The sequence below is a fragment of the Kitasatospora sp. NPDC029312 genome, assembly GCF_055569215.1.
Genome location: NZ_JBVHXY010000025.1, coordinates 51,903 through 74,301 on the forward strand (window position 1 = coordinate 51,903; position 22,399 = coordinate 74,301).

General features: G+C 72.8%; 20 protein-coding genes. 11 read left to right on the top strand and 9 right to left on the bottom strand.

Going from position 1 to position 22,399, the window contains the following annotated elements; genetic code table 11:
• The first annotated feature begins 41 nt into the window (after positions 1-41).
• From ACZ4WV_RS21225 to ACZ4WV_RS21240, 4 genes are read left to right on the top strand one after another with little or no spacing between them, the layout of a single operon-like run.
• Positions 42-1,253 (top strand): acyl-CoA dehydrogenase family protein, encoded by a 1,212-nt coding sequence (locus ACZ4WV_RS21225; RefSeq protein ID WP_465748907.1) that lies wholly within the window; start codon positions 42-44, stop codon positions 1,251-1,253.
• Positions 1,250-2,128, top strand: coding sequence for a hypothetical protein (locus ACZ4WV_RS21230; protein WP_465748909.1), 879 nt, complete (start codon positions 1,250-1,252; stop codon positions 2,126-2,128). The genes ACZ4WV_RS21225 and ACZ4WV_RS21230 overlap by 4 nt, the downstream gene beginning before the upstream one ends.
• On the top strand, positions 2,125-3,129 hold the full coding sequence (locus ACZ4WV_RS21235; RefSeq protein WP_465748911.1) for a ThiF family adenylyltransferase: 1,005 nt from the start codon (positions 2,125-2,127) through the stop codon (positions 3,127-3,129). Before ACZ4WV_RS21230 ends, ACZ4WV_RS21235 begins: the two co-directional genes overlap by 4 nt.
• Positions 3,119-4,189: a TauD/TfdA family dioxygenase gene (locus tag ACZ4WV_RS21240; protein WP_465748913.1), complete on the top strand. Its 1,071-nt coding sequence runs from the start codon at positions 3,119-3,121 to the stop codon at positions 4,187-4,189. The genes ACZ4WV_RS21235 and ACZ4WV_RS21240 overlap by 11 nt, the downstream gene beginning before the upstream one ends.
• Positions 4,190-4,205: 16 nt before the next feature.
• Here the strand turns inward: ACZ4WV_RS21240 and ACZ4WV_RS21245 are convergent, their stop codons facing one another.
• Positions 4,206-4,601, bottom strand: a complete 396-nt coding sequence (locus ACZ4WV_RS21245) for a MarR family winged helix-turn-helix transcriptional regulator (RefSeq protein ID WP_465748915.1) — start codon at positions 4,599-4,601, stop codon at positions 4,206-4,208.
• A 76-nt stretch (positions 4,602-4,677) separates the two neighbouring features.
• Between ACZ4WV_RS21245 and ACZ4WV_RS21250 the strand changes: the two genes are divergently transcribed.
• The 4 genes from ACZ4WV_RS21250 to ACZ4WV_RS21265 all read left to right on the top strand — a co-directional run bounded on the left by ACZ4WV_RS21250 (position 4,678) and on the right by ACZ4WV_RS21265 (position 9,952).
• Positions 4,678-6,159 (top strand): MFS transporter, encoded by a 1,482-nt coding sequence (locus tag ACZ4WV_RS21250; protein WP_465748917.1) that lies wholly within the window; start codon positions 4,678-4,680, stop codon positions 6,157-6,159.
• Positions 6,160-6,838: 679 nt separating this feature from the next.
• Positions 6,839-7,591: a transglycosylase family protein gene (locus tag ACZ4WV_RS21255; protein ID WP_465748919.1), complete on the top strand. Its 753-nt coding sequence runs from the start codon at positions 6,839-6,841 to the stop codon at positions 7,589-7,591.
• Positions 7,592-7,820: 229 nt separating this feature from the next.
• Positions 7,821-9,338 carry an MFS transporter gene (locus ACZ4WV_RS21260; protein ID WP_465748921.1) on the top strand — a complete coding sequence of 506 codons (1,518 nt, stop codon included), beginning with the start codon at positions 7,821-7,823 and terminating at the stop codon, positions 9,336-9,338.
• Complete coding sequence (locus ACZ4WV_RS21265; RefSeq protein ID WP_465748923.1) at positions 9,335-9,952, top strand: TetR/AcrR family transcriptional regulator; 618 nt, start codon at positions 9,335-9,337, stop codon at positions 9,950-9,952. The genes ACZ4WV_RS21260 and ACZ4WV_RS21265 overlap by 4 nt, the downstream gene beginning before the upstream one ends.
• An 87-nt stretch (positions 9,953-10,039) precedes the next feature.
• On the opposite strand, the gene ACZ4WV_RS21270 is transcribed toward ACZ4WV_RS21265, so the two are convergent.
• On the bottom strand, positions 10,040-10,981 hold the full coding sequence (locus tag ACZ4WV_RS21270) for a molybdopterin-dependent oxidoreductase (RefSeq protein WP_465748925.1): 942 nt from the start codon (positions 10,979-10,981) through the stop codon (positions 10,040-10,042).
• A gap of 271 nt (positions 10,982-11,252) precedes the next feature.
• The gene (locus tag ACZ4WV_RS21275) at positions 11,253-12,797 is read right to left on the bottom strand and encodes an MFS transporter (protein ID WP_465749015.1); all 1,545 of its coding nucleotides are present in this window, start codon (positions 12,795-12,797) and stop codon (positions 11,253-11,255) included.
• A gap of 289 nt (positions 12,798-13,086) precedes the next feature.
• Here ACZ4WV_RS21275 and ACZ4WV_RS21280 point away from each other — a divergent pair, with 289 nt between their 5' ends.
• Positions 13,087-13,872, top strand: a complete 786-nt coding sequence (locus ACZ4WV_RS21280) for a TetR/AcrR family transcriptional regulator (protein WP_465748927.1) — start codon at positions 13,087-13,089, stop codon at positions 13,870-13,872.
• A gap of 75 nt (positions 13,873-13,947) precedes the next feature.
• On the opposite strand, the gene ACZ4WV_RS21285 is transcribed toward ACZ4WV_RS21280, so the two are convergent.
• Both ACZ4WV_RS21285 and ACZ4WV_RS21290 read right to left on the bottom strand, forming a co-directional pair.
• Positions 13,948-14,733 carry an isocitrate lyase/PEP mutase family protein gene (locus ACZ4WV_RS21285; protein WP_465748929.1) on the bottom strand — a complete coding sequence of 262 codons (786 nt, stop codon included), beginning with the start codon at positions 14,731-14,733 and terminating at the stop codon, positions 13,948-13,950.
• Complete coding sequence (locus ACZ4WV_RS21290) at positions 14,730-15,983, bottom strand: hypothetical protein (RefSeq protein ID WP_465748931.1); 1,254 nt, start codon at positions 15,981-15,983, stop codon at positions 14,730-14,732. Before ACZ4WV_RS21290 ends, ACZ4WV_RS21285 begins: the two co-directional genes overlap by 4 nt.
• Positions 15,984-16,065: 82 nt before the next feature.
• On the opposite strand from ACZ4WV_RS21290, the gene ACZ4WV_RS21295 reads away from it, so the two are divergent.
• Positions 16,066-16,779: an ArsR/SmtB family transcription factor gene (locus ACZ4WV_RS21295; RefSeq protein WP_465748933.1), complete on the top strand. Its 714-nt coding sequence runs from the start codon at positions 16,066-16,068 to the stop codon at positions 16,777-16,779.
• A 115-nt stretch (positions 16,780-16,894) separates the two neighbouring features.
• Here ACZ4WV_RS21295 and ACZ4WV_RS21300 read toward each other — a convergent pair whose 3' ends face one another.
• The 3 genes from ACZ4WV_RS21300 to ACZ4WV_RS21310 form a co-directional block, all read right to left on the bottom strand.
• Entirely contained in the window at positions 16,895-17,380 is a 486-nt protein-coding gene (locus ACZ4WV_RS21300) for a DinB family protein (RefSeq protein WP_465748935.1), read from the bottom strand.
• A complete protein-coding gene (locus ACZ4WV_RS21305) occupies positions 17,380-18,177 on the bottom strand; it encodes a VOC family protein (RefSeq protein ID WP_465748937.1) in 798 nt (265 codons plus the stop codon). The genes ACZ4WV_RS21300 and ACZ4WV_RS21305 overlap by 1 nt, the downstream gene beginning before the upstream one ends.
• Before the next feature lie 163 nt (positions 18,178-18,340).
• Positions 18,341-20,830, bottom strand: coding sequence for a terpene synthase family protein (locus tag ACZ4WV_RS21310; protein WP_465748939.1), 2,490 nt, complete (start codon positions 20,828-20,830; stop codon positions 18,341-18,343).
• A gap of 502 nt (positions 20,831-21,332) precedes the next feature.
• Here ACZ4WV_RS21310 and ACZ4WV_RS21315 point away from each other — a divergent pair.
• The gene (locus ACZ4WV_RS21315) at positions 21,333-22,019 is read left to right on the top strand and encodes an HhH-GPD-type base excision DNA repair protein (RefSeq protein ID WP_465748941.1); all 687 of its coding nucleotides are present in this window, start codon (positions 21,333-21,335) and stop codon (positions 22,017-22,019) included.
• A gap of 98 nt (positions 22,020-22,117) precedes the next feature.
• Here ACZ4WV_RS21315 and ACZ4WV_RS21320 read toward each other — a convergent pair whose 3' ends face one another.
• Positions 22,118-22,339 carry a KTSC domain-containing protein gene (locus tag ACZ4WV_RS21320; RefSeq protein ID WP_465748943.1) on the bottom strand — a complete coding sequence of 74 codons (222 nt, stop codon included), beginning with the start codon at positions 22,337-22,339 and terminating at the stop codon, positions 22,118-22,120.
• Positions 22,340-22,399: the final 60 nt, after the last annotated feature.

The window sequence follows — 22,399 nt, forward strand, 5'->3', positions numbered from 1 at the left end:
CGTCGTCACCCAGAAGAACACCACCCAGACGAGGAGCACCCATGCCTGTCACTCACACCCCCGCCGACCACCCGCTGCTCTCCGCCCATGAGGCCGACGTCCTGCGCACCATGGTGGCCTTCGCCAAGGATCAGGTGGCACCCGGCGCCGCCGAGCGCGACGCCATCGAGAAGGGCCAGGTGGACTGGGAGACCGTCCGCGCCGGCCACGAGCTGGGACTGCTACGGATGGCGATCCCGCGGGAGATGGGAGGCCTCGGGCTGAGCCAGATCGCCATCGCGCTCGTCCTGGAGGAGCTGGCCGCCGCCGACCCCGGCATGGCCCTGATCTTCGGCGCGACCAATCTGTTCCAGACACCGATCCTGATCTCCGGCGACACCCGCCTGCAGGAGCGTTACCTGCCGAAGTTCCTCGGTGCCGACCCGGTCCTGGCGTGCAACGCCGTGGCCGAGGAGCGCAACGGCACCGACCTGGTACTCCCGCAGAACGCTCCATACGCCCAGGAGATGACCAGCGCGAAGCGCTCCGGCGGCGAGTTCCTCCTGAACGGCACCAAGCGGTACATCACCAACGCCCCCGTGGCCACGTACGCGACGGTCATGGCCAACCTCGAAGGCGAGCCCGGCTCGACCGGCATGACCTGCTTCGTCACGGATCTCGAACAGGACGGTGTCGCCCGCGGCGAGATCCACGACAAGGTCGGCTACCGGACTGCGCCGGCGGGCGAGCTGGTCTTCACCGACGCCCGGGTGCCCGAGGAGAACGTCCTCGGCGGCGAGCGCGGCGGGTGGGACCTCAACGTGGCGATCGGCAACGTGACCCGGGTGACCTGCGCGTCGGTGTCCACCGGCATCGCCCGGCACGCCCTGGAGCGAGCCGTCGCGTGGAGCGGAAGCCGTCGGCAGGGCGGGCGGATGCTGTTCGAACACCAGATGTCCGCGCGCAAGCTGGCCGACATGGCCGCGCGGGTCTCCGCCTCCCGAGCGCTCTACTTGGACGCCGTGGTCAAGGCCGACAACATCCTGCCGACCCCGGCCTACGAGCCGGCCGTCGCCAAGCTGGTCGCCGACCGCGCCGCCATCGACAACGCCGACGCCGCGATGGCCCTGATCGGCGCCCAGGCCTTCCAGCGCGGCGACGGCATGGACCGGGTCCTGCGGGACGCCTACGGGCCGCGGATCTACGAGGGCTCCCCCGAGGCTCTCGCCCTGGTGATCACCGGTGAGCTGTTCGGCGTGCCGGAGATCCGATGACCGCGGCCCTCACCGACAGCCATCGCGATCAGCTTCTGCGCGAGGGTGCAGAGGTCGAACTGCCTGGCCTGGAAGACGTACTGACAGGCGATCCGCTGTTCCACGCGGAGAGTCCCGAAGGGCTGCTGGTCCTGACCGTGGCCGGTGCTCAGCTGCCGACCCGGATGCTGGAGCAGGTCTACCGGTTCCGCCTGCTGCAGTACCTCCGGCGCGGGTGGGTCAACGAGACCGTGGTCGCCGCGCTGGGGCTGCACACCGAGCCGTACGACGACTTCGCGCTGCGGGACTTCCACACCCTGGTCGTCGAGCGGTCCACCGGTCTGCTTCGCGGCTACGGCACCCTGGCCGCCGCTCGCGACCACGTCCCCACCTCGCTGGGCGATCCCGGCCACCGGCCGTACGTGGTCGAGCGTGACTACGGCCTCTCCCTGGCCGACCACCTCGGCCCGGGGACCTCCTCGGCCGTGGTGTGGGAGGGCAAGCGGCTGGTCCGCGACTTCGCGATGCCGCGCTCGCAGGCCGCGGTCACCGTCCCCTGGTGGGTCTACCTCGCCTGGGCAGCGGGCTGCCTCGAAGTGCTGGACAGCGGCCCGAACGGGGCCGTCGTGGGGGACGGCAAGCTGGAGGGCGCCGTCAACCAGCTGCGGTTGCTGGGCTTCGCCACCCGGACACTGCTGGACACCACCCCCGTCCCGCCGGACCCTGCCGAACTGTTCGCCCCGATGTGGGACCAGGAGGAGCGCTCGTATCCGTTCGTCCTCACGGACGAGGGGGCGCTGAGGCCCACGCTCGAGTACCTGCGGGAGCTGCTCGGCTCCGGTCACCAGGGCTCGGTACGCACCCGACTCGTCAACTTCCTGGAGGCCAGAGCATGACCGCGATCGACGTGGACGACCCGGCGCACGCCCGCGCGCTGGATGAGTCGCAGTTCTACGCCTGCCTGACCCAGCGCAACCAGGGCCTGATCCCGGACGAACTGCAGGAGCGGATCGGTCGCGCCCGCCTGCTGATCGCCGGCTGCGGTTCGATCGGCGGAGCCACCGTGCAACCGCTCGGCCGCATGGGCTACCGGCACTTCGTACTGGCCGACGTCGGCCAGTACGAGCTCAACAACCTGAACCGGCAGAACGCCACCGTGGACGACCTCGGCCTGAACAAGGCCTCGGTCGGCGCCCGGCTGCTGCGCGGGATCAACCCGCACGTCGACGCCGAGGTGGTGGCCGACGGTATCACCGAGGCCAACGTCCGGGCCCTGGTCGAGCAGGCGGACGTCATCGTGGACGGCGTCGACGTCACCACTCCCTCGGGTCTGGCGGCCAAGATCAGCCTGCACCGGGAGGCCTGCCGGCAGCGCAAGCCACTGGTGACGGCATGGGACATGGCGGGGATGCTCGCCGCACAGTGCTTCGACTACCGGGTGGTCCGGGAGATCTTCGACGGTCAGCTGCTCCCGGGCGACGAGCAGCGGCTGGACACGTGGGAGGTCATCTTCCGGATCGCGCCGCGGGGCCACATTCCCGGCGAGATGTACCGCGAACTGCGCCGCGGGCTGGCCAGGACTGACTACAGCGTCCCTCAACTTGCCGAAGCAGCAACGCAGTTCGGGGCACTTGCGGTACACATGGTCAATGTCCTGGTCTCCGGGCGGACGCTGCCCCGCACCGTCGCGGTCGACGTGCACCGTGTCGCGATGACGCCGGGGCGCCGCATTCTCGACCACGTCCAGCGGTACCTGGAGGGGGCGCGCTTCCTCGCCTTCCTGCCGCGGGAGCAGGCCTGGAACGGCTTCGCCCCTGCGCCGGTCTACCGAGCCCGCCGCCAATGGGCCCTGCGTGTCGTCGGCACGCCGATCGAGAGGACAGCACATGAGCGTTGAGTTCACCTACACCGACATCCGCACCGACGGCATAGCGCTGACCGCCGAGGAGTCGGAGCAGATCGCGAACGCCGCGCTGACGGTCGCCCTGGACTTCCGGGACCACTCGCTGCACGACGCCGGCCTGCTGCACGCGGTCGAGCTCGCAGCGTCCGCACTACCGGCCCCGGTACGCAGAGCCCTGATCACCTTCCGCGACCGGAGCAACGCCGCCGGGTGCCTGCTGCTCACCGGCCTGCCGGTCGGCGAACTGCCCGCCACTCCGGCCCGGACCGAGGACGAGCCGGTCTGGTCGGAGGTCCCGGTGGCGACCATCAGCCAGCTGATGGTCATGTCGGTGCTGGGCCGCTCGATCTCCTACAGCGACGAGAAGAACGGTCGCCTGGTCCAGGACGTGTGCCCCAAGCGCGGCGCCGAACAACGCCAGGAGAACAGCGGATCCGTCCTGCTGGAGCTGCACACCGAGGACGGCTTCCACCCCAACCCGCCGCACTTCCTCAGTCTGATCTGCCTGCGGTCGGACCACGACGAGGTGGCGGCCACGGTCAGCGGGGGGATCGGCGACGCGCTGCCGCTGCTGGACGAGGACACAGTGGAGGTGCTGCGGCAGCCGGAGTTCAGGATCCGGTTCAGCTCCTCCTTCGTGCCGGACCCCTCGGTCAGCGCGCTGACCCCGGCCATGCCGATCCTCACCGGCAGCGCCGAGCATCCGGATCTCACCGTGGACTTCAACGCCACCACCGCGACCACCCCGCGCGCCCAGGCCGCACTGGACCGGCTGGAGGAGGCCGTGCGCCATTCGCTCAAGGGGCTGGTTCTGCGGCCGGGCGAGCTGATCATCCTGGACAACCGCCGCGCGGTGCACGGGCGCACCGATTTCACGCCGCGTTACGACGGCCGGGACCGTTGGCTCCGGCGATCCTTCGTGGTGACCGACCTGCGGCCGGTCACCGGGTTCCTCGGCCAGGGCCGGAGCCACCTGCCGGTGACCCCGGGTCACGACCGACCGACGTCGCGGCCACTCGCCGAGCGCGTCCTGGCGAGCGCGATCGGCGCCTGACACCGCGCAGCGCGGCTCAGGTCAGCCAGGCGCGCGCCTCCGGGCGCTCGTCGGTGAGCTGCTTCAGATGCCCGTCGACGGTCGTGGCGGCCCGCTGGAAGACCTCCCGTCCTTCGGCGGTGAGGCGGATCTGGGAGCCGCGACCGTCGCCCGGGGAGGGCTTGCGGTCCACGTACCCCGCCTCGACCATCTGCGCCACCAGGCGTGAGACCTGGGGCTGGCTGCGCGAGGTGCGGGAGGCGACCTCCCCGGGGCGGTGCCATTCCTGCTCCGCCCAGAGCACCTCCATGATCTCGTAGGCGCTCACGCAGAGATCGAACTCGTCGGACAGCGTGTGCTCGATCCGCTGGTTCACCAGCGCGCAGACGCGCACCAGGGACAGCCAGCGGTCGGCAAGAGGAGTGTTCGCCACGCTTCGCAGTCTAGATCCGACCCACTGGCATGTCGATTCATGCGCATGTATCTTGTCTCTCGGAAAGGAGAACCCGATGACTGAGGCAATCTCACTCGTGGATGCCAAGCAGGAGAACGACCGAGAGTCCGACCAGAGGCCGGGGCAGGAAACCCCGAAGGCCTCCTGGCTGCCGATGGCTGCAGTCGGCGTGGCCCAGCTGATGGTGATGCTGGACTCGACGGTCGTGAACGTGGCGCTGCCCTCGATCGGGACCGACCTCCCGGCCGACCAGACCGCCCTCCAGTGGACGATCAGCGCCTACGTCCTGATGTACGGCAGTCTGCTGCTGTTCGGCGGCCGGGTCGCCGATGTCATCGGACGCCGCCGGTCCTTCCTGTCCGGCCTGGGCCTGTTCGCCGTCGCGTCCGTCCTGTGCGGGATCGCGGGCAACCAGGAACTGCTGGTCGCCGGCCGTGTGCTCCAGGGCGTGGGTGCGGCGGTGCTGTCCGCCGCCGCGCTGTCGATCGTGGTGACGGTCTACCAGAACGAGGAGCAGCGCAAGGCCGCCCTCGCCACCTGGAGCGGCCTCGGCGTGATCGGCGCCATCCTCGGCGCCGTCCTCGGCGGGCTGATCGTGTCGGCCGCCAGCTGGCGGTGGGCCTTCCTGATCAACATCCCGATCAGCCTCGCCTCCGGGATCATCGGCCTGCGCAGCCTCGCGCCGATGCGCTCCGACGTCCGCCGTCCGCTGCGGCTGCCCACCGCTTTCCTCGCCACCCTCGGCCTCGCCTGCCTGTCCTTCGGCCTGATCCGGCTGCACGACGGAATGACCTCCCCGACCGCCTGGATCAGCATGGGCCTGTCCGCGGTCCTGCTCGCCGTGGTCGCCGTCACCGAGCTCGGCAAGTCCGACCCGCTGCTCCCGCTGCACCTGCTGCGCATCCCGACCTACTGGCTCAGCAGCCTGGGCCTGCTGCTCGCCGCGATCGTGATGATGGGCAGCTCCTACCTGGCCAGCAACTACTTCCAGGGCGCGCACGACATGAGCGCCTTCGCCACCGGTCTGTCGATGCTGCCGATGGGCCTGGCCGCTCTGGTCTTCGCCACGGTCGTGCCCAACCTGATCGCCAAGGTCGGCCCCGGCGGGACGTACCTGATCGGCGCACTCACCCAGATCGCCGGCGCCGCCGTTCTGATCACCGGACCGTCCAGCACCGCGGTCGCGATCATCGCGCTGACCGTCATCGGGGCCGGTCTGCCCACCTGCTTCGTCCCGCTGTACGGGATCGGCACCGCGCACGTCCGCCCGGAGGAGTCGGGCGTCGGCTCGGGCCTGCTGAACACCTTCAACGAGAGCGGCGCCGCCCTCGGCATCGCGGTGATCGGCACCGTCCTGGCCACCTCGTTGGATGGCGAGCTGGAGTCCGGCGCAGCCGCCCCGGACGCGATGACCATCGGCGTCGGCAACGGCTTCCTCGCCGTCGGGATCTGCGCCGCGCTCGCCGCCTGCATCGCCATGGGCCTGCACCGACTGACCCGCCGCACGCAGGCCGGGAACGAGACCACGGAGTCCTGACGACTCCCTCCCCCGGGCCGCCCCCGGCCCCCGGAACGCTCGACCGAACCCCCGTCGGTCGGGCGTTCCGCGTTTCGGAAGGTCGAGCACCGGGCCCCGGCCTGTCGCTCCGTATTCCTAGCGGCCGTGCGTACGTGCGTTTCAGGCAGCCTGGCACGCGGGTGAGCTATAGGTCTCTCGTTGAGCTGCTCGACGTGGACCGGAATCGCTTATGGGGCATCCTGGCAGCTTCCCGCGTGTCGGGCACAGGGCACTACGAGCGACGGTACCGGCCGATGACCTGGACGAAAGCTCCTGGCGGCGTGGGTGGCGGCTTCGGGGGACGTTCCCGCCCTGTCGGGGGTGCTGCGGGGGAGCCCGCGACGCCGTGGGAGCGGCGGACGGCGGCAACCTGCTGTGGTCGCTGCAGGAGACCACGGGCGGACGCAACGTCTTCGCGGTCACCCGGGTGACTTACGGCGGCGGCTGAGCACCGGGCCCGTGTCCGCGGTCCCGGTGGTCCCCGATCCGGCACTGCGACGGCGTTCGTTCCGGCGCGGCGGTCCGGAGCGTTCGAGTGGTGTCGGACGGCCGACGGGGCGAGATCGCGGTGTCCTAGGCAACCGTCCGTCCTCGCGTGGCGCATGAGTGGAAAGGGCGCTTCGGCGCCCGGTCCCTGTCCTCGAGGTGCGGAGTGTTCATGTCGCCGCTGTCCGTGGTCCGTCGCGTGGTCGTCGCCCTGCTGCTTCCCCTGCTCGCTCTCGTCGCCGTTCTCGGCGGCGCCAAGGAGTCGTTCGCCGGTGCGGTCCCGAAGGGGGTCCGCGCCGAGGCGGTGGACTGGGATGCACTGGCCCGCTGCGAGAGCGGAGGACGCTGGAACACCGCCACCGGGAACGGCTACTACGGGGGACTGCAGTTCGACACGGCGACCTGGCGCGCCAACGGCGGCCTCGCCTACGCTCCCCGCCCGGACCGGGCGACCCGCGAACAGCAGATCGCCGTGGCCGAGCACGTCGCCGCGAGACGCGGTCTCGCCCCGTGGGCGGCTTGCGGAGCCCGCGTCGGCCACAGCGTCGACCGTTCGGGCAGCGACACCGGCGCCCCCGCCCGCAGCCACCGCCCGACGCCGCCACGGCCGCACGCCCCCGCCACGCTCACGCCGCCCACCGACCGCACGCACGACTCGTCCGGCGCGGCGGACACCCCCGCGGCCACCGACGCAACCGCCGACGCGGGCACCGACGCCGCGACGGACGCCGCGACGGACGCCGCGACGGACGCCAGCGGAGCGGACGTGAACAGCTGGACGGTGCGCTCCGGCGACACCCTCGGGAGCATCGCGCAGGAGCTCGGCACTCCCGGCAGCTGGCCGGCCCTCTACGCGCTCAACCAGGACATCATCGGCAGCGACCCCGACGTGATCCTGCCCGGCCAGGTCCTCGCGCTGCGCTGACCGACGCGGGCGGCTCGCCCCGTATACGCAGCCCGTCATGGCCCGTGTCCAGCCGTCGTCCGGCGGCCGCCGTGGTTCGTCGAACACCGTGTGGGCGGGCGTGTGGGCTCCCCAGTCGCTCCGGGCTTCAGCTCGGCAGGTCGAACATGTCATCATGTGATGACATCGTCTGATGACATAGCTGACGCGAGTCTCAGACACTCGATCTCCGACAAGGGAGGGCGCGTCCATGGAGACCCCGGCGGGCCTGTCGACGTGGCGGGAGCGGGCCCTGGTGCCCGTGCTGGTGTTCCTCAGTGCCGTGGTGGCGGTGATCAGCAGCCTCGGGGCACCGATGATCCCGACCATCGCGGCCGTCGACCACGTGTCGCTCGCCGAGGCGCAGTGGTCGCTGACCATCACGATGCTGGTCGGGGCGGTCGCCACTCCGGTGCTCGGGCGGCTGGGCGACGGACCGGCCCGGCGTACCGTCACGCTCACCGCCGCGGCCCTGGTGGTGGTCGGCAGCGTGCTGGCCGCGCTGCCGCTCGGCTTCAGCTCGCTGATCGCCGGGCGGGCGCTGCAAGGCGTCGGGGTCGGGCTGACCCCGCTGGCCATCGCCACCGCGCGGGACGCCCTGCCCGCCGCGGCCTCCCGCTCGGCGGTCGCGCTGCTCTCCATCACCACCGTCGCCGGCGTCGGCCTCGGCTACCCGATCACCGGGCTGATCGCCCAGTCCTTCGGCATCCACGCCGCCTTCTGGTTCGGCGCCGTGATCAGCGCGCTGGCGCTGGCGCTGGCCGCCCTGGTGCTGCCCGCGGCCGGGCGCCGGGAGCGGCGCCCGCTGGACGCGCTCGGCGCGGTCCTGCTCGGGCTGGCGCTGGTCGGACTGCTGCTCGTACTCAGCGAGGGCGAGAACTGGGGCTGGGGCAGCACCCGGCTGTGGACGGTCGCGGGCGTCTCGCTGCTGCTGATGATCGGCTGGATCCGGCGCGAGCTGCGCACCGCCCACCCGCTGGTGGAACTGCGCAGTCTGACCAACCCGGTGGTGCTGACCGCGGACGTGGCCGGGCTGGTCGCGGGCGTCGGGATGTACCTGCTGATGTCGCTGGTGATCCGCTTCGTCCAGACCCCGACCAGCACCGGCTACGGCCTGGGCGCCTCGGTCGTGGTGGCCGGTCTGGTGCTGCTGCCCTTCTCCACGGTCAGCCTGCTGTCCAGCAAGGTCGTCCCGGGCCTCGCCCGGCGCACCTCGTCCGCCCTGGTGCTGCCGCTGGGGTGCGCGGTGTCGCTGGTCTCGATGCTGTTCTTCCTGTTCGCCCGCGCCCATCTGTGGCAACTCCTGGTGGTGATGGGGATCGCCGGTCTCGGCGTCGGCTGCACCTTCGCCGTGATGCCGGGCCTGATCGTCAACGCGGTGCCGGCGGACGAGGTCGGCAGCGCGGTCAGCTTCAACCAGCTGCTGCGCACCGTCGGCTACTCCACCGGCAGCGCGCTGTGCGGCGCCGTACTCCAGGCGCACACCGCGCCGGGACAACTGCTGCCCGCGAACAGCGGCTACCGGGACGCGGCGCTGATCGGCTGCGCCGTGTGGGTGGTGATCGGCCTGGCTACGATCGTCCTGCCGCGGCTCAGTGCCGCGACCGCCGCCCGGAGGGGGCCCCGCGTGGACGAGGAGCTGATGGTGGAAGAGAGCATCGCCGACGGCGTGGCCGGCGTGGCCGGCGAGGGCGGCGTGCCCGTGCTGCGGGCCGGGGCCGAACGGTGACCGAAGCGCCCGGGAACGAGGTGCCCGCCGTCGCGGACGACGGACGACCGGAGCCCGCGGCCCCCCGGCGCCGGGACGCCGCCCGCAGCCGGGAGCTGCTGATCCGGGCGGCGATGGAACTCTTCGCCGACCGCGGCTTCGACCGCACCACCATCCGCGAGATCGGCGACCGGGCCGGCGTGGACCCGGCCCTGATCGCCCGCTACTTCGGCGGCAAGACCCAGCTCTACCTGGCCACCGTGCGCATGGAGTTGGGCGACTCGACGCCGGCCGACCTGCTGGACGAGGACCGCCTGCGCACCCTGGTGGAGCGGCTCACCCGGCGCGGCCCCGGCCCGTCCTTCCAGGCCGCGGTCCTGCCCGGCGACAACACCGAGGTCCAGCAGGCCGCCCGCACCTACCTCCAGGAACGGCTGGTCGAACCGCTGCACCAGCGCTTCGCCGCCGAACACGTGGACCGCCCCCGGCTGCGAGCCGAGATCGCCGCGGCGGCCTTCGCCGGGATCGTCCTGGCCCGTTCCAGCGGAGCCTTCACCGAGCTCGCCCAGGCTCGACCCGAGGAACTGCTCCCCCTTCTGCACGACCTGCTGGCGGCCAGCCGCCCGGCCACCTGACCACCTGACCACCTGACCACCTGACCACCTGACCGAGCGCCGGTCGGCGGCTCGTGCCGGTGCCGCCCGACCACCCCGACGCGCCCGTCACTCCACCAGGACGCCTATCTCGTGGGCGGCGTTACGGTCGCCGGCGAGCGGCTGGACGCGCCCGGCGGCGTCGGTGGCCCGGCAGCGGACGCGGTGCGGGCCCGGAGTGAGGTCGTACCGGAGCCGGAAGCGCTGCCAGCCGGGGTGCGGGCCGCGCCGCTCCAGCTCGGCGGGCTGCCAGTCGGCGTCGTCCACGGCGATCTCGACGGCCGTCACCTCGGTCGAGCTCCAGGCGTAGCCCGCCAGTTCGCAGGCTCCGGCCGGGACGGATCCGCCGTCGCGCGGGGCGAGCAGCTTGCTGCTGACGTCCATCTCCCGGACCGGCCGGGCCTCACCCCCGCCGGGCGGGACCCGGGTGTACAGGCGCGTGGTGAACAGGTGGTCGGGGCGCTCGGCGGCCAGCACGATCCGGGTCAGCCACTTGACCGAGTTGGTGCCGAACATCCGGGGCGCCACCGCCCGCACCGGGTACCCGTGGTCGGGGCGCAGCGGTTCGCCGTTCATGGTGTGCGCGAGGACGACCTCGGCGTCCGCCTGGTCGAGGGGCAGGTCCTTGAGGTACGTCACACCGCTCTCCCCCGCGAAGTCACCGCGGTCGGCGCCCTCCAGCCAGACGTGCCGGGCCTCCGGGCGCGGGCCGGCCAGCGCCAGCACGACGGCGAGCGGGACCCCGGCCCACTCCAGGTTGGTGACGGCCCGGGTCGGCACGTCGGGGCGCAGCGGATTGCCGAAGCACTCGTGGACGGCGGTGAAGCGGGTCTGCGGCAGGCCCTGAAGGGCCGGGAAGTCCAGCCGCAGAGGCCGCTCCACCAGGCCCTCGACGGTGAGCGTCCAGGTGTCCCGGTCGAGTCTCGGGTGCGGGCCGAGGTGGTTGCGGACGAAGACCTCCTCAACCGGCGTGATGAAGAGGTCGGGTGTCTCCGGATCCGTCCTGATCATGCGTCACTCCCCCGTCCGGCGGTCGTCATTCTCGGGATCGACGGTACAAGGAGCGACTGACAACCCAGGGCCCACAGCGCGGCGATCCGGTCGGCCGGGCGGCTCCGCCGGCCACCGCTCAGGCCCGGGAAGCCCGCGCCGCCACCTTTCGGGGCCGGAGGGCCGGGTGCCGACTCGTAGGAGCCCGACGGCCCCGGCCGCGTGGGGCAGCCGGGGCCGGTGCGGGTGGCCGGCGGGGGCAGCCGGGGCCGGTGCGGGCGGCCGGCGGGGGTCAGCCCGCCGCCTTGACGGTGGGCTGAGGGGAGTCGACCGCACCGGCGGGGGCGGGCGGCTCGGCGGCGGCGTCCTCGGCCTGATGGGCCGGCTTGCGGCGCATCAGGACCAGGGTGAGCGCCGCTGCCGCCAGGACGGCGACGCCGCCGGCCGTGAAGGTGGTCGAGGTCGCGGTGTTGAAGGCCCCGCGGGCGGCGCCGGCCAGGGCCCCGTCGCCGGTGGCGGCGGAGAGGGCGAGCGCGTCGGTGACGGCGTGGCGGGCCGGGGCGGGGGCGCCGGACGGCATCGAGCCGGTGTAGGTGCTGGAGAGCACGGTGCCGAGGACGGCCACGCCGAGGGCGGCGCCGGACTGCTGGATGGTGTCGTTGAGCGCGGAGCCGACGCCCGCGTGCTCGGCGGGGATCGCACCCATCAGCGCGTTGGCGGCGGCCGGCATGCCGAGGCCGGATCCGATGCCCAGCACGAGCATGGCCAGGGCGACCTTGGTGAAGCCGTCGCCGACGGAGAGGGTGGACAGCAGGCCGAAGCCGCCCGCGATGATCACCATGCCGATCGAGGTCAGCACCCGTGGCTGGAGCTTCTTGCCGAGCGCCGCGCCGAGCGCGTTGAAGGCGAGGGAGGCGACGGCCAGCGGGATGAAGGCCAGGCCGGTGTCGGTGGGCGAGAACTCCAGCACGAACTGCAGGTACTGGGTGAGCACCAGCATCAGGCCGCCGGTGGCGAAGGTCAGCAGGACCAGCGAGAAGCTGGCGCCGGTGAAGACCCGGTTGCGGAACAGCTTGAGCGGGACCATCGGCGAGTCGGTGCGGACCTGCCGGACGCCGAAGCCGGTCAGCGCGGCCACCGCGACGGCCAGCGCGCCGAGGGTGCCGGGATCGGTGAAGCCGTCCCGGGGCAGCACGATGATCGACCACACCAGGGCCGTCATGCCGACCATGGAGAGGAGCATTCCGAGCAGGTCGGGCCGGCGCCACGGCCCCTTGGACTCCGGCATCAGCACGGCCGCCGCGATGATCGCCACCGCTGCCACCGGCACGTTGATGAGGAAGACAGCGCCCCACCAGAAGTGGGCGATCAGCGCGCCGCCCAGGACCGGACCGCCGACCAGGCCGACCATGGCCACCGCGCTCCAGGCGGCGATCGCCTTGGGGCGCTCCTCGTCGTCGAAGACGGTGATCAGGATGGACAGCGTGCTGGGCATGACCAGCGCGCCGCCGACGCCCATCAGGACGCGTCCGGCGATCAGTTGGCCGGGGCTGGCGGCGACGGCCGCGACCAGTGAGGCGGCGCCGAACAGCGCCAGTCCGATGATCATCACCTTCCGCCGCCCGAAGCGGTCGGAGAGGCTGCCCGAGGTCAGCAGCAACCCGGCGAAGACCAGGATGTACGAGTCGATGATCCACTGGATGTCCTGAGCCCCGGCCTTGAGGTCCTCCGCGATCGGCGGGATGGACACCGTGAGCACCATGTTGTCGACCACCAGCACCAGGCTGCTGAGACAGAGCACGACCAGGATGAGCCAGCGACGCGGGTGACGATCCACCACCGCGATTCCCCCTTCGGTTCATGGCGCGCCGACCGCAGCCGGGCGGAGCTTCCCACCCGCCGTAGCCGGGCGCAGGTCCCCACCCGGCCGGAGCCGCGCGGAAGTCGTCGTGGCGCACACCGTCCCCCGTCCCGGATCGAACGGTGTGCGCCACGCCGAACACTGTACGGTTGCCGCACGGTGTTCGCAATGCCGCACATCGTACGGAGACCCGAACGGTGTGCGGCAGGGGGCCTATGCTGGACCGAGCGCACGCCCATCAGGGAGCAAGAGGAAGGAGAGCCGGATGACGGCCAAGTCGGAGGACACCCCGCCGGAGCCCCGCACCGGCACCCAGCCGGGCATCCCGTCGCCGTGGAACCGCCCCCAGCGGCAGCGGACGCAGCCCGCGCTCAGCCGCGACCAGATCGTCGCGGAGGCCTTGGCGCTGCTGGACGCCGACGGCATCGACGCGCTGAGCATGCGCAAGCTCGGCGCCCGGCTCAACGCCGGCGCGACCTCGCTGTACACCCACGTCGCCAACAAGGAGGAACTGCTCGCGCTGGTCGTCGACCAGGTCTTCGGCGAGCTCCCGCTGCCGGTGGCCGAGGGCGCCGAGGACCCCGCGGTCTGGCGCGCCGTCATCCTCGAGTGCACCGAGGCCATGCGGGCGGCCATCAACCGTCATCCGTGGATGGTGTCGGTGATGGGCGACATCGGGATGGTCTACCTGGGCCCCAACTGGATGGGGATCTCCGAGGCCCTGCTGGCGGTGATGGAGACGGCCGGCTTCGACCTCGCCGAAGCCAACGACGTGATGACCGCGGTCATGGGCTACACCATCGGAACGGCCTGCGTGGAGGCAGCCTGGCTGAGTGCGCTGACCAGGACCGGGCGCAGTGAACAGGAGTTCATGGACCAGTACATGCCCACCGTCATGGAGGCCACCAAGGACTTTCCGCGGCTGCACCGGCTGTACACCACACAGGTGTCGCAGGACATCGCCGCGGGCCGGGACGACGGGTTCGTCCGCGGCATCGGGGTGATCCTGGACGGGATCGAGGCGACCCGGGCGGCACGCCGGGACGGCTGAGCCCGGACGACCGGATCGTCCGGACCGCCCCGACCGTCCGGATCGCCCCGACCGTCCGGACCGCCCGGGCCGCCGTCAGTCCCCGCTCAGCGCCTGCACCTCGGCGTACCCCGGCACCGGGCCCACCGGCCGGCCGGAGGCCACCGCTGCCGCCGTGCTCACCGCCGCCGCCAGCGCGGCACGGTAGAGCAGCGAGCCCAGGCTGACCCGGGCCACCCCGAGCTCCGCCAGTTCGGCGAGGCCCGGGCCGGTCGGCGTGAACAGGATGTTGAGCGGCACGTCGACCCGCCCGGCCATCCGGGCGATCGCCGCCGGCTCGGCCAGCCCGGGGACGAACACGCCGTCCGCGCCCGCCCGTTGGTAGGCGTCCAGTCGCCGGGCGGCCTCCGCCTCCGGCTTCCGGTGCCCGCACCAGTAGGTGTCGGTACGGGCGTTGACGAACAGCTCCGGCACGGCCGCCTTCACCGCCGCGATCTTCGCCGCGTGGACGGTGACCGGCGCCAGCGTGCCGACCGCCCGGCCGTCCTCCAGGTTGATCCCGGCGATCCCGGACTCGGCCAACCCCACGGCAAGCGCGGCGACTTCGTCCGGGTCGTCGCTGAAGCCGGACTCCACGTCGACGCTCAGCAGGAAGCCGTCGCCACCCAGTCGGCTGGCCAGTCGGCGGGCCAGTCGCACCGTCTCGGCGCGGGTGGCGGCGGCGCCGTCGGGCAGGCCGGCGGCGGCCGCCACACCCAGGCTGGTGGTGCCGATCGCCGGGTAGCCCTCGGCGGCGAGGGCTACGGCCGAGGCGTGGTCCCAGGCGTTCGGGAGCAGCAGCGGGTGGCCGGGGCGGTGGTGCAGTGCGGCGAACGGGGTCATCGGGCCACCTCCGGGGCCAGGGCACCGACGGAGTCGGCGTAGGAGCCGGACCCGCCCAGGTGGCAGACGATCCGGCGGAAGCTCCAGCCCTCACCGGGCGAGTCGTCCAGGTACTCCTCCGGCAGCACGGTGACCAGCTGGGCCCAGATCCGCCCGAGCCGGGTGAGCCTGCGGCGGGCCTCGTCCAGGTCGGCGGTGGTGAAGGGGGCGAGATCGGCCGGGGTGGTGACCTCGGAGGCGCGCCAGTGGTCGGGTTCGGTCGGCTCGCCGGCCAGCCTGGCGTCGAACTCGGCCAGTCCGTCCAGGAGTTGGTCGGTGACCCGGCGAACCGCCTTGTGCGGGGTGTGGGTTCGCCCGTCCGCGTCGACGATCGGGCGACCGTCCCAGGCGGTCCAGGTGGCGGCCAGGGCGAGCACGTGGTCCACCACCTTCGGTACGAGAAGAGCGAGTTCACCCTTGCCGAGCGGCATTGCGGGCGCCCCGGGGTCATCCGCCGGGCCCGAGGCGCCGTACAGGATGCCCTCCGCGATGGCCAGGGCGTGCGAGCGGCCCGGGCAGAGCCGGGGCCCGGAACCGAAGGCCGGCGGCTCGTGCTCCGGGCCCCGGGCGGCCGCGACGTCCAGCAGGACGAGCGTGCCGGCGGGGACGGCGGTCCCGCCGATCTCGGTGGCGCGGGCGGCGACGCGGCGCATCACCCGCACCGGCGGATCCTCCCGCAGCGCGCCGGCCAGGCCGTCGGGGTGCCGCCGGGCGTGCTCGACCAGAGTGGCCGTGGCCTCGCAGGCCTGGACGAGCAGGCCGATCCGGTTCGCCGCCGTCTCCTCGTCGGCGTCCCCCATCGCGGGCAGCAGCCGGGCCACCGCCGCGTCCGCCTGCGGATCGTCCGGCGCCGGCTCGAAGTACGCCCCGGACACCGCCTGCACGTCCCGGGCGACGGCCTCCGGTTCCGCCAGCCCGAGCGCCGCCGCCAGCACCCGGACCACCCGCAGCCGGATCTCCGTCCCGTCGCCGCCCGCCGCCGAGACCCGCAGCGCGGCCGCGTCCAGCCGTTCCAGGTCGGCCAGCACCAGCGCCCGCCGCCGGGCGTGCGGCCCGCCCGAGCTGAACCGGGCGACGGCGGCCCGCAACCAGGCCACGGTGCCGTACGGCCCGGGCGCCGCGGGCGGCGGGACCAGCGCCGGGTCGGCCAGGGCCGCGGTCACGTCCTCGTACCGGGAGAAACGGACATCCGTCTCGGTGTGATCGCTCATGCCGGCATCGTGGCCCCGGCTCGTTTCGGCCCCGGCCGAACCGTGGCGGGGCGACCATGGCGGCATGGCCGACCATGGACCCATGCCACTGGACCACCGGGGCTCCCCGCTCGCCGCCCTCGCCGCCCTGCTCGCCGACCCCACCCGCGCCCGGTTCTGCGCGGCGCTGCTCGACGGCCGCGCCTGGACCGCCGGCGAGCTGGCCCGGTCGGCGGGCGTGGCGCCGTCCACCGGCAGCGAGCACCTCTCCCGGCTGATCGCGGGCGGTCTGCTGGCCGAGGAACGCCAGGGCCGGCACCGGTACGTCCGGCTGGCGAGCCCGGCCGTCGCCGCCCTGATCGAGGACCTCACCGTCTTCGCCGAAGCCGGTCACGCCCCCGACCGGGCGCCCGGCAACCTGCGCGAGGCCACCCGGCAGAACGCCGAGGCCCGCGCCCGGACCTGCTACGACCACCTGGCCGGTCGGCTCGGCGTGGCCGTCACCGACGCGCTGCTCGACCGCGGTCTGGTCAGCGCCGACGCCGGGCTCGCCGTCACCGAACGCGGCCACGCCTGGCTGGCCGCGCAGGCGATCGAGCTGCCGCCACGCGCGGGGCGCCCCGGCGGGCGCCCGGTGGTGCGCACCTGCCTGGACTGGACGGAACGCCGCAGCCACCTCGGCGGGGCGCTGGGCGCCGCGCTCTGCCGCGCCGCGCTGGACCGCGCCTGGGTGGAGCGGATCGGCTCCGGGCGGGCTCTGCGGATCACCCCGGACGGCGGCCGGGCGCTGCGCGAGCTGCTGGGCGTGGAGGTCTGACCCGGGCTGGAGGTCCGACTCGCGGGGTGGGCGCGACCCGGGGGAGGTGCGACCCAGGGGAGGTGCGACCCAGGGTGGAGGCGGGACTCGCGGATCGCGGTAGGCTCCCGAATACTCACCCCATCGACTTCGCCCCGTCCAGCGCCTCCCGGATGATGTCCGCGTGCCCGGCGTGCTGAGCCGTCTCGGCGATCAGGTGCATCAGCACCCGCCGGGCCGACCAGCTCGCCCCCTGCTCGAACCAGGGCGCCGACGGCAGCGGGTGGGCGAGATCGAGGTCGGGCAGGCCGCGGACCAGCTCGTCGGTGCCGCGCGCGACCTCCCCGTAGGCGTCGAGCAGCCCGGCCAGCGTCTCGCCCTCCGTCATCCGGAACTGCGACGCCCAGTCCCCGCCGCCGCTGCGCATCGCCTCCGCGCCGCCCGTGATGAACCGGGCCCAGCGCGCCTCGACCGCGGCCACGTGCTTGATCAGGCCGCCCAGGCACAGCTCGCTGACCGTGGTGCGCCGGGCCGCCTGCTCGTCGGTGAGGCCCCGGACGGTGCGGCGCAGCAGGTCGCGGTGCTTGTCCAGGGTCTCGACGAACTCCTCGCGCTCACCCATCAGACGTCCGCGACCGGTGGCTGCTCACCCACCGTCCGGCCCAGGTCGATCAGCCCGAAGGCCGCGCCCTGCTGGTCGCCGACCGCCGCGAACCGGCCGAACGGGCTGTCCATCGGTCCGAAGTACACCGTGCCGCCGCGCTCCGTCAGCCGCTCGATCGCGGCGTCCGTGTCGTCCACGGCGAAGTAGACGCTCACGTACGAAGGCGCCTCGGGCGGCAGGACGTCACCCTCCGCCCCCATCCGGCCGAGCACCGGCCGCCCGCCGACCTGGAACATCCGGTAGTCGACCTGCTCGGAGTCCATCCGCTTCACGCCGTACGGGAAGACCGCCGGGAAGAAGGTGTCGGTCTTCGCGGGCTCGCGGGTGACGATCTCGGCCCAGCTGTACGCGCCGGGCTCGCCCTGCTTCTCGAAACCCTGGTGGACCCCGGCCTGCCAGACGCCGAACACCACCCCGCCCGGGTCCCTGGCGATCACCATGGTGCCGAAGTCGCCGACCGCCATCGGGCCCATGACCACCTCCCCGCCGTTGGCGCGGATCCGCTCGGCGGTGGCGGCGGCGTCCGGCGAGGCGAGGTACAGGCACCAGGCGGACTGCGCCTGCGAGCCGGGCATCGGCGGCACGATGGCGGCCACCGCCTTGCCGTCCGAGTAGGCCTGCGTGTAGTTGCCGTACTCGGACGAGCTCTCGCCGAAGGTCCAGCCCAGGACGTGACCGTAGAAGGCCTTGGCGCCCTCCAGGTCGGTGAACATCGCGTCGGCCCAACAGGGTGTGCCCTCAGGTAGCGCAGCCATCTCTCAACCCTCGTCTGTGGCGATGTGGGCGCGCGCCGGGAGGCGTGCGCGGCCCCCGAGTCGCCAGCCTAATCACGACGCGGCGCACCCGCGCGGGCTGACCGCGCGGGTACGCCGGGAGGGCTGGGGCTGCCGGGCTGCCGGGCCGGGCTGCGGGTTCAGTTCACCGGACGGCCGCCCCGCTCAGCGGCGGGCGCAGCGAGGCGGTGCCGAGACCGGTCGGGCCGCTCGGGATCGCCGGGGCCGGCCGGGCCGCGCCGGCCGCCCGGGCGCCCTGGGTCGCCGCCGCAGGCACCCCGCTGCTTCCGGCCCCGCTGCTTCCGGTGGCCCCGGGCACCGTGGGCGCCGCCGCCCGCGCCCCGGCCGTGCCCGCGAGGCCGCGCTCGGCGCCGAAGTGCCGTTCCAGGTCCTCCGGACGGTAGCGCCGGCACTCCACGTGCCAGTTCAGCACGCCGGCGAGCCAGTTCTCCAGCTCCCGGACGTACCCGTCGAGCAGCTCCCTGGCCGCCGCGTCGAGCCCGAAGTCGTCGTACAGCACCGGGAGTTCGTTCCGCGCGACGTGCTGGAACTGCTCCAGCCGGGAGTGCATCAGGTCATCGACGATCCGCACCGCCGACGGGTAGTCGCAGTTGAAGAAGTTCTCCACCACCAGCACGAGGTTGTGCAGTTCGCCCTCGTACTCGATCTCCTTCTGGTACGAGATGACGTCGTTGACCATGCAGGCGTAGTCCGACGCGGAGTTCTCCAGCGCGCGCATCGAGCCGTGCCCGTACACCTCCTCCGGCACGCTCTTCCCGTGCGACAGCCGGCTGAGACTCGTGGTGAGCTCGGAGCCGAAGGTGGTCCGGCGCATCTCCAGGTAGTCGACCGGGTCCGGGATCCGGTTCTGGATCTGGTTGCTCAGCTCCCAGATCCAGCTGGCCGTCATCACCTCGACCGACTCGCGCAGCCGGCCCCGGGCCTCGACGCTCATCGACCCCGTGGTCCGCTCCCAGATGTCGGCGAGGCCGCGCTCCAGCGCGTTGGCCGGCTCGGGCGTCGGGGCGCCGTCCACGGGCATGAACAGCGGCAGCCGGGCGTTGGCGAGCTTGGCTCCGGCCAGGTCGCGGGTGCGTCCGAAGACCACCGGGTAGTAGTCGTCCGCCCAGGTGCCCCAGGCCAACCAAGCGGAGGCGACGTCGAGTTGGTCGGCTGTGGCGTCGGGGAAGATGCCGGCGGCGCAGAGCGGCAGGTCGTAGTCGCGCATCGACTCGGCGTCCCAGATGCCGGAGCCGGGTAGGCCGGGGCACTCGGCCAGCAGGCCGACCCGCTCGCCCCAGTCGATCACCCGGTCGCGGGCGCCGTCCAGGTGCGGGCTCAGCGAGAGGGCGAACGGCAGCTTGAACTCGGGCAGCCTCGACGGGCCGACGGGCTGGTAGGGCACGTGGCCGTGCGAGCGCGCCCGCCGCTCGGCCGGGTCGGCGGCGGCCGCCGGAGCCGCGAGGGCCTTGTCCTTCACCGCCCCGCTCTTCACTACGCCGTTCTTCACCGCACCGCTGCGCAGGATGTCCAGCGCCGAGGTGCCGATGCCGCCGATCGCGTACTGGTCCCACCAGTTGCCGCCGCCGGGCAGCCCGCCACCCGCGCCGGGCGGCACCTCGCCGGCCGGACCGGCCGCCGAGCCACCGCCGTTCATGTACCGGCTGGAGCGCATGTGCCACTCGTGCCCGCCGGACTGCCAGTCCTGCAGGCCCTTGACGTACGCCATCACCCGGGCGCGTCCCTCCGGGCCGAGCCCGGTCTCCGCGAACAGCACCGGCAGTTCGGTGAACACGGTGTTCTCGAACTGCTGGAGCCGCGAGGTGAGCAGGTCGTTGACCGTGTCGGCGGCCTCCTGGGTGGAGCACTCCAGGAAGCGCTCGAGCACCAGGATCCCGTTGCTCAGCTCGCCCTCGTCCTCGACCTCGCGCTGGTACGAGAAGATGTCGTTGCGCAGGTGCACCCCGTCGGAGAAGGCGTCCATCAGCACCCGCAGCGCGCGCGAGCCCGAAACCTCCTTGGGTACCTCGGCGTTGGCCGCGAACTCGACCAGCTGCGCGGACCACGGTGCACCGCCGACCTTGCGGCGCATCTCGATGTACTCGACCGGGTTGGCCACCCGGCCGGCGTTGATGTTCGCCAGCTCCCACAGCGACTCGTCGAGCAGGTTGCGGGTGCTCTCGGCGAACCGGATCCGCCAGTCCTCGCCCATCGCCGGCACGGTGCGCCGCCACAGGTCGGCCAGCCCCGCCTCGACCGGGTTCTCCGGCTCGGGCACCGGGGTGCCCGGATCGGCCGGCATGAACAGCGGCAGCCGGTCGAGGTGCGCCTTGCCGGCCTCGCGGTCGTTGGTGCGCTTGTACATGTCGAGGAAGTGGTCGTCGAAGAAGAAGACCCAGACGTACCAGTCGGTGACCAGCGACAGCACCTCGGCGGAGGCGTCGGGGTGGGTGTAGGCGCAGAGCAGTCCGTAGTCGTGGGCCTCCAGATCGGCCTGGTCCCAGATGCCCGATCCCTCCAGCATGCCCATCTCCCGGGCCCACTCGGTGGAGTGGGCCCGTGCCTCGTCCAGATGGGGGTTGAGACGTGCCGGGTGCGGCACGTAGAAGGACGGCAGTTCGAACGGCTGGGTCACGGCGGGCGAGCCTTTCTGGACGCGTCGTTTGGACCAAGGATGACCGGCCGTCAGCTCGCCACACCGACACAACCGCAACAGTCATATGAGATGACCAGGCTGCTCGAACCCCCGCTCGAACTGCCGCCCGAGCGATCGACGAGCCCCGGCTCGCCCGTACGGACCCCACCCCCACCAGCGGTTTCAGCCCCACCCCGCCCCACCACAACCACCCACCCGGCCGAGCGCACACCCACCCCCCGCACGCACCCCGCGCCGCCCTCACCCCACGCCGCCCGCCCCTCAACCACCCCTGGACGCCGCCCGGTCAGGCGGCGGACAAAAATTCTTCCGAGTTCCCTCCGAAGGGCCCCCCATAACCGTTCCGCCAACGAACAATGCAGTCCTGACAAGGCGGATAACACCAAGACTTCCCCGTATACGGCGTGTTGACGGTGTCCGCTCCGGTCGCCGTCCACCAGACTGGGCGCGACCCGACGGCAACTCCGAGGAGGGCACACCCATGAACGTCACCGTCCGGCTCGCCCAGCAGCCCGAGGCCGACGAACTGCTCGGACGAAGTGCGCTCGCCGCGCTCGTCGGCATGCTGTTGGACCAGCAGGTCCCGATGGAATGGGCGTTCACCGGCCCGTTGACCATCGCCCAGCGCCTCGGCCGGAGAGACCTCGACGCCCACGAGATCGCCACCTACAACCCGGAGGAGTTCGTCGCGCTCCTCTCCGCGAAGCCGGCCGTCCACCGCTACCCGGCCGCGATGGCCAAACGGGTGCAGCAGCTGTGCCAGTTCCTCGTCGCGCAGTACGACGGCAACGCCGCCGCGCTGTGGAAGGACGCCCGCTCCGGCAAGGAGCTGCTCAGCCGCCTGAACGCCCTCCCCGGCTTCGGCAAGCAGAAGTCGCAGATCTTCCTGGCCCTGCTCGGCAAGCAGTACGGCGTCCGGCCGGAGGGCTGGCGCGAGGCGGCCGGCGTGTACGGCGAGGAGGGTGCGCATCGCTCCGTCGCGGACATCACCGGCCCGGAATCGCTCGCCCTGGTGCGCGAGTTCAAGCAGGAGATGAAGCGCGTCGCGAAGGAGGCCAAGGCGGCCGCCAAGCCGCGCACCACCACCCGGTCGATCGCCGCGACCACCGCGGTCCCCGCAGCCACCGCGGTCGCCGCGACCACTCCGGTCGCCACCGGCGCTCGTTGAGCCGACGGGCAGCGCGTCGGGCTGACGGCGGCCCCACCGAGCCGACGGCCCGGAAACGCGGTCGCCACACCGAGCGGTCGCCGCGCAGACGGCGTCGGCTACCGCCGGGCCGGCACCTTCCAGTAGTCGTACCGGCCGCGGATCCGCCGGACGAAGTACCGTCCGTGGCTGTCCGCCGCCAGCAGCTCCCGGTGCACCCGCACCGGCACGTCCGCGTACCGGTACACCTGCCCGCCGTGGAACTCCAGCTCCAGCACCCGCGCCGCCGGGTCGTAGCCGACCGAGCGCAGCACCGAGGAGTCCACCGCCAACCGGTCCATGGTGCTCCCAGTGTGCGCCGAGGGCCCCGGCCGCGCAGCGCGACCGGAGCCCTCGGACGG

Coding starts and splice junctions, on each gene's coding strand:
- ACZ4WV_RS21255 (WP_465748919.1), top strand. CDS start 6,839: ATGTCGCCGCTGTCCGTGGTCCGTCGCGTGGTCGTCGCCCTGCTGCTT.
- ACZ4WV_RS21285 (WP_465748929.1), bottom strand. CDS start 14,733: ATGACCCCGTTCGCCGCACTGCACCACCGCCCCGGCCACCCGCTGCTG.
- ACZ4WV_RS21295 (WP_465748933.1), top strand. CDS start 16,066: ATGCCACTGGACCACCGGGGCTCCCCGCTCGCCGCCCTCGCCGCCCTG.
- ACZ4WV_RS21320 (WP_465748943.1), bottom strand. CDS start 22,339: ATGGACCGGTTGGCGGTGGACTCCTCGGTGCTGCGCTCGGTCGGCTAC.
- ACZ4WV_RS21240 (WP_465748913.1), top strand. CDS start 3,119: ATGAGCGTTGAGTTCACCTACACCGACATCCGCACCGACGGCATAGCG.
- ACZ4WV_RS21270 (WP_465748925.1), bottom strand. CDS start 10,981: ATGATCAGGACGGATCCGGAGACACCCGACCTCTTCATCACGCCGGTT.
- ACZ4WV_RS21235 (WP_465748911.1), top strand. CDS start 2,125: ATGACCGCGATCGACGTGGACGACCCGGCGCACGCCCGCGCGCTGGAT.
- ACZ4WV_RS21300 (WP_465748935.1), bottom strand. CDS start 17,380: ATGGGTGAGCGCGAGGAGTTCGTCGAGACCCTGGACAAGCACCGCGAC.
- ACZ4WV_RS21305 (WP_465748937.1), bottom strand. CDS start 18,177: ATGGCTGCGCTACCTGAGGGCACACCCTGTTGGGCCGACGCGATGTTC.
- ACZ4WV_RS21290 (WP_465748931.1), bottom strand. CDS start 15,983: ATGAGCGATCACACCGAGACGGATGTCCGTTTCTCCCGGTACGAGGAC.
- ACZ4WV_RS21250 (WP_465748917.1), top strand. CDS start 4,678: ATGACTGAGGCAATCTCACTCGTGGATGCCAAGCAGGAGAACGACCGA.
- ACZ4WV_RS21260 (WP_465748921.1), top strand. CDS start 7,821: ATGGAGACCCCGGCGGGCCTGTCGACGTGGCGGGAGCGGGCCCTGGTG.
- ACZ4WV_RS21230 (WP_465748909.1), top strand. CDS start 1,250: ATGACCGCGGCCCTCACCGACAGCCATCGCGATCAGCTTCTGCGCGAG.
- ACZ4WV_RS21315 (WP_465748941.1), top strand. CDS start 21,333: ATGAACGTCACCGTCCGGCTCGCCCAGCAGCCCGAGGCCGACGAACTG.
- ACZ4WV_RS21225 (WP_465748907.1), top strand. CDS start 42: ATGCCTGTCACTCACACCCCCGCCGACCACCCGCTGCTCTCCGCCCAT.
- ACZ4WV_RS21280 (WP_465748927.1), top strand. CDS start 13,087: ATGACGGCCAAGTCGGAGGACACCCCGCCGGAGCCCCGCACCGGCACC.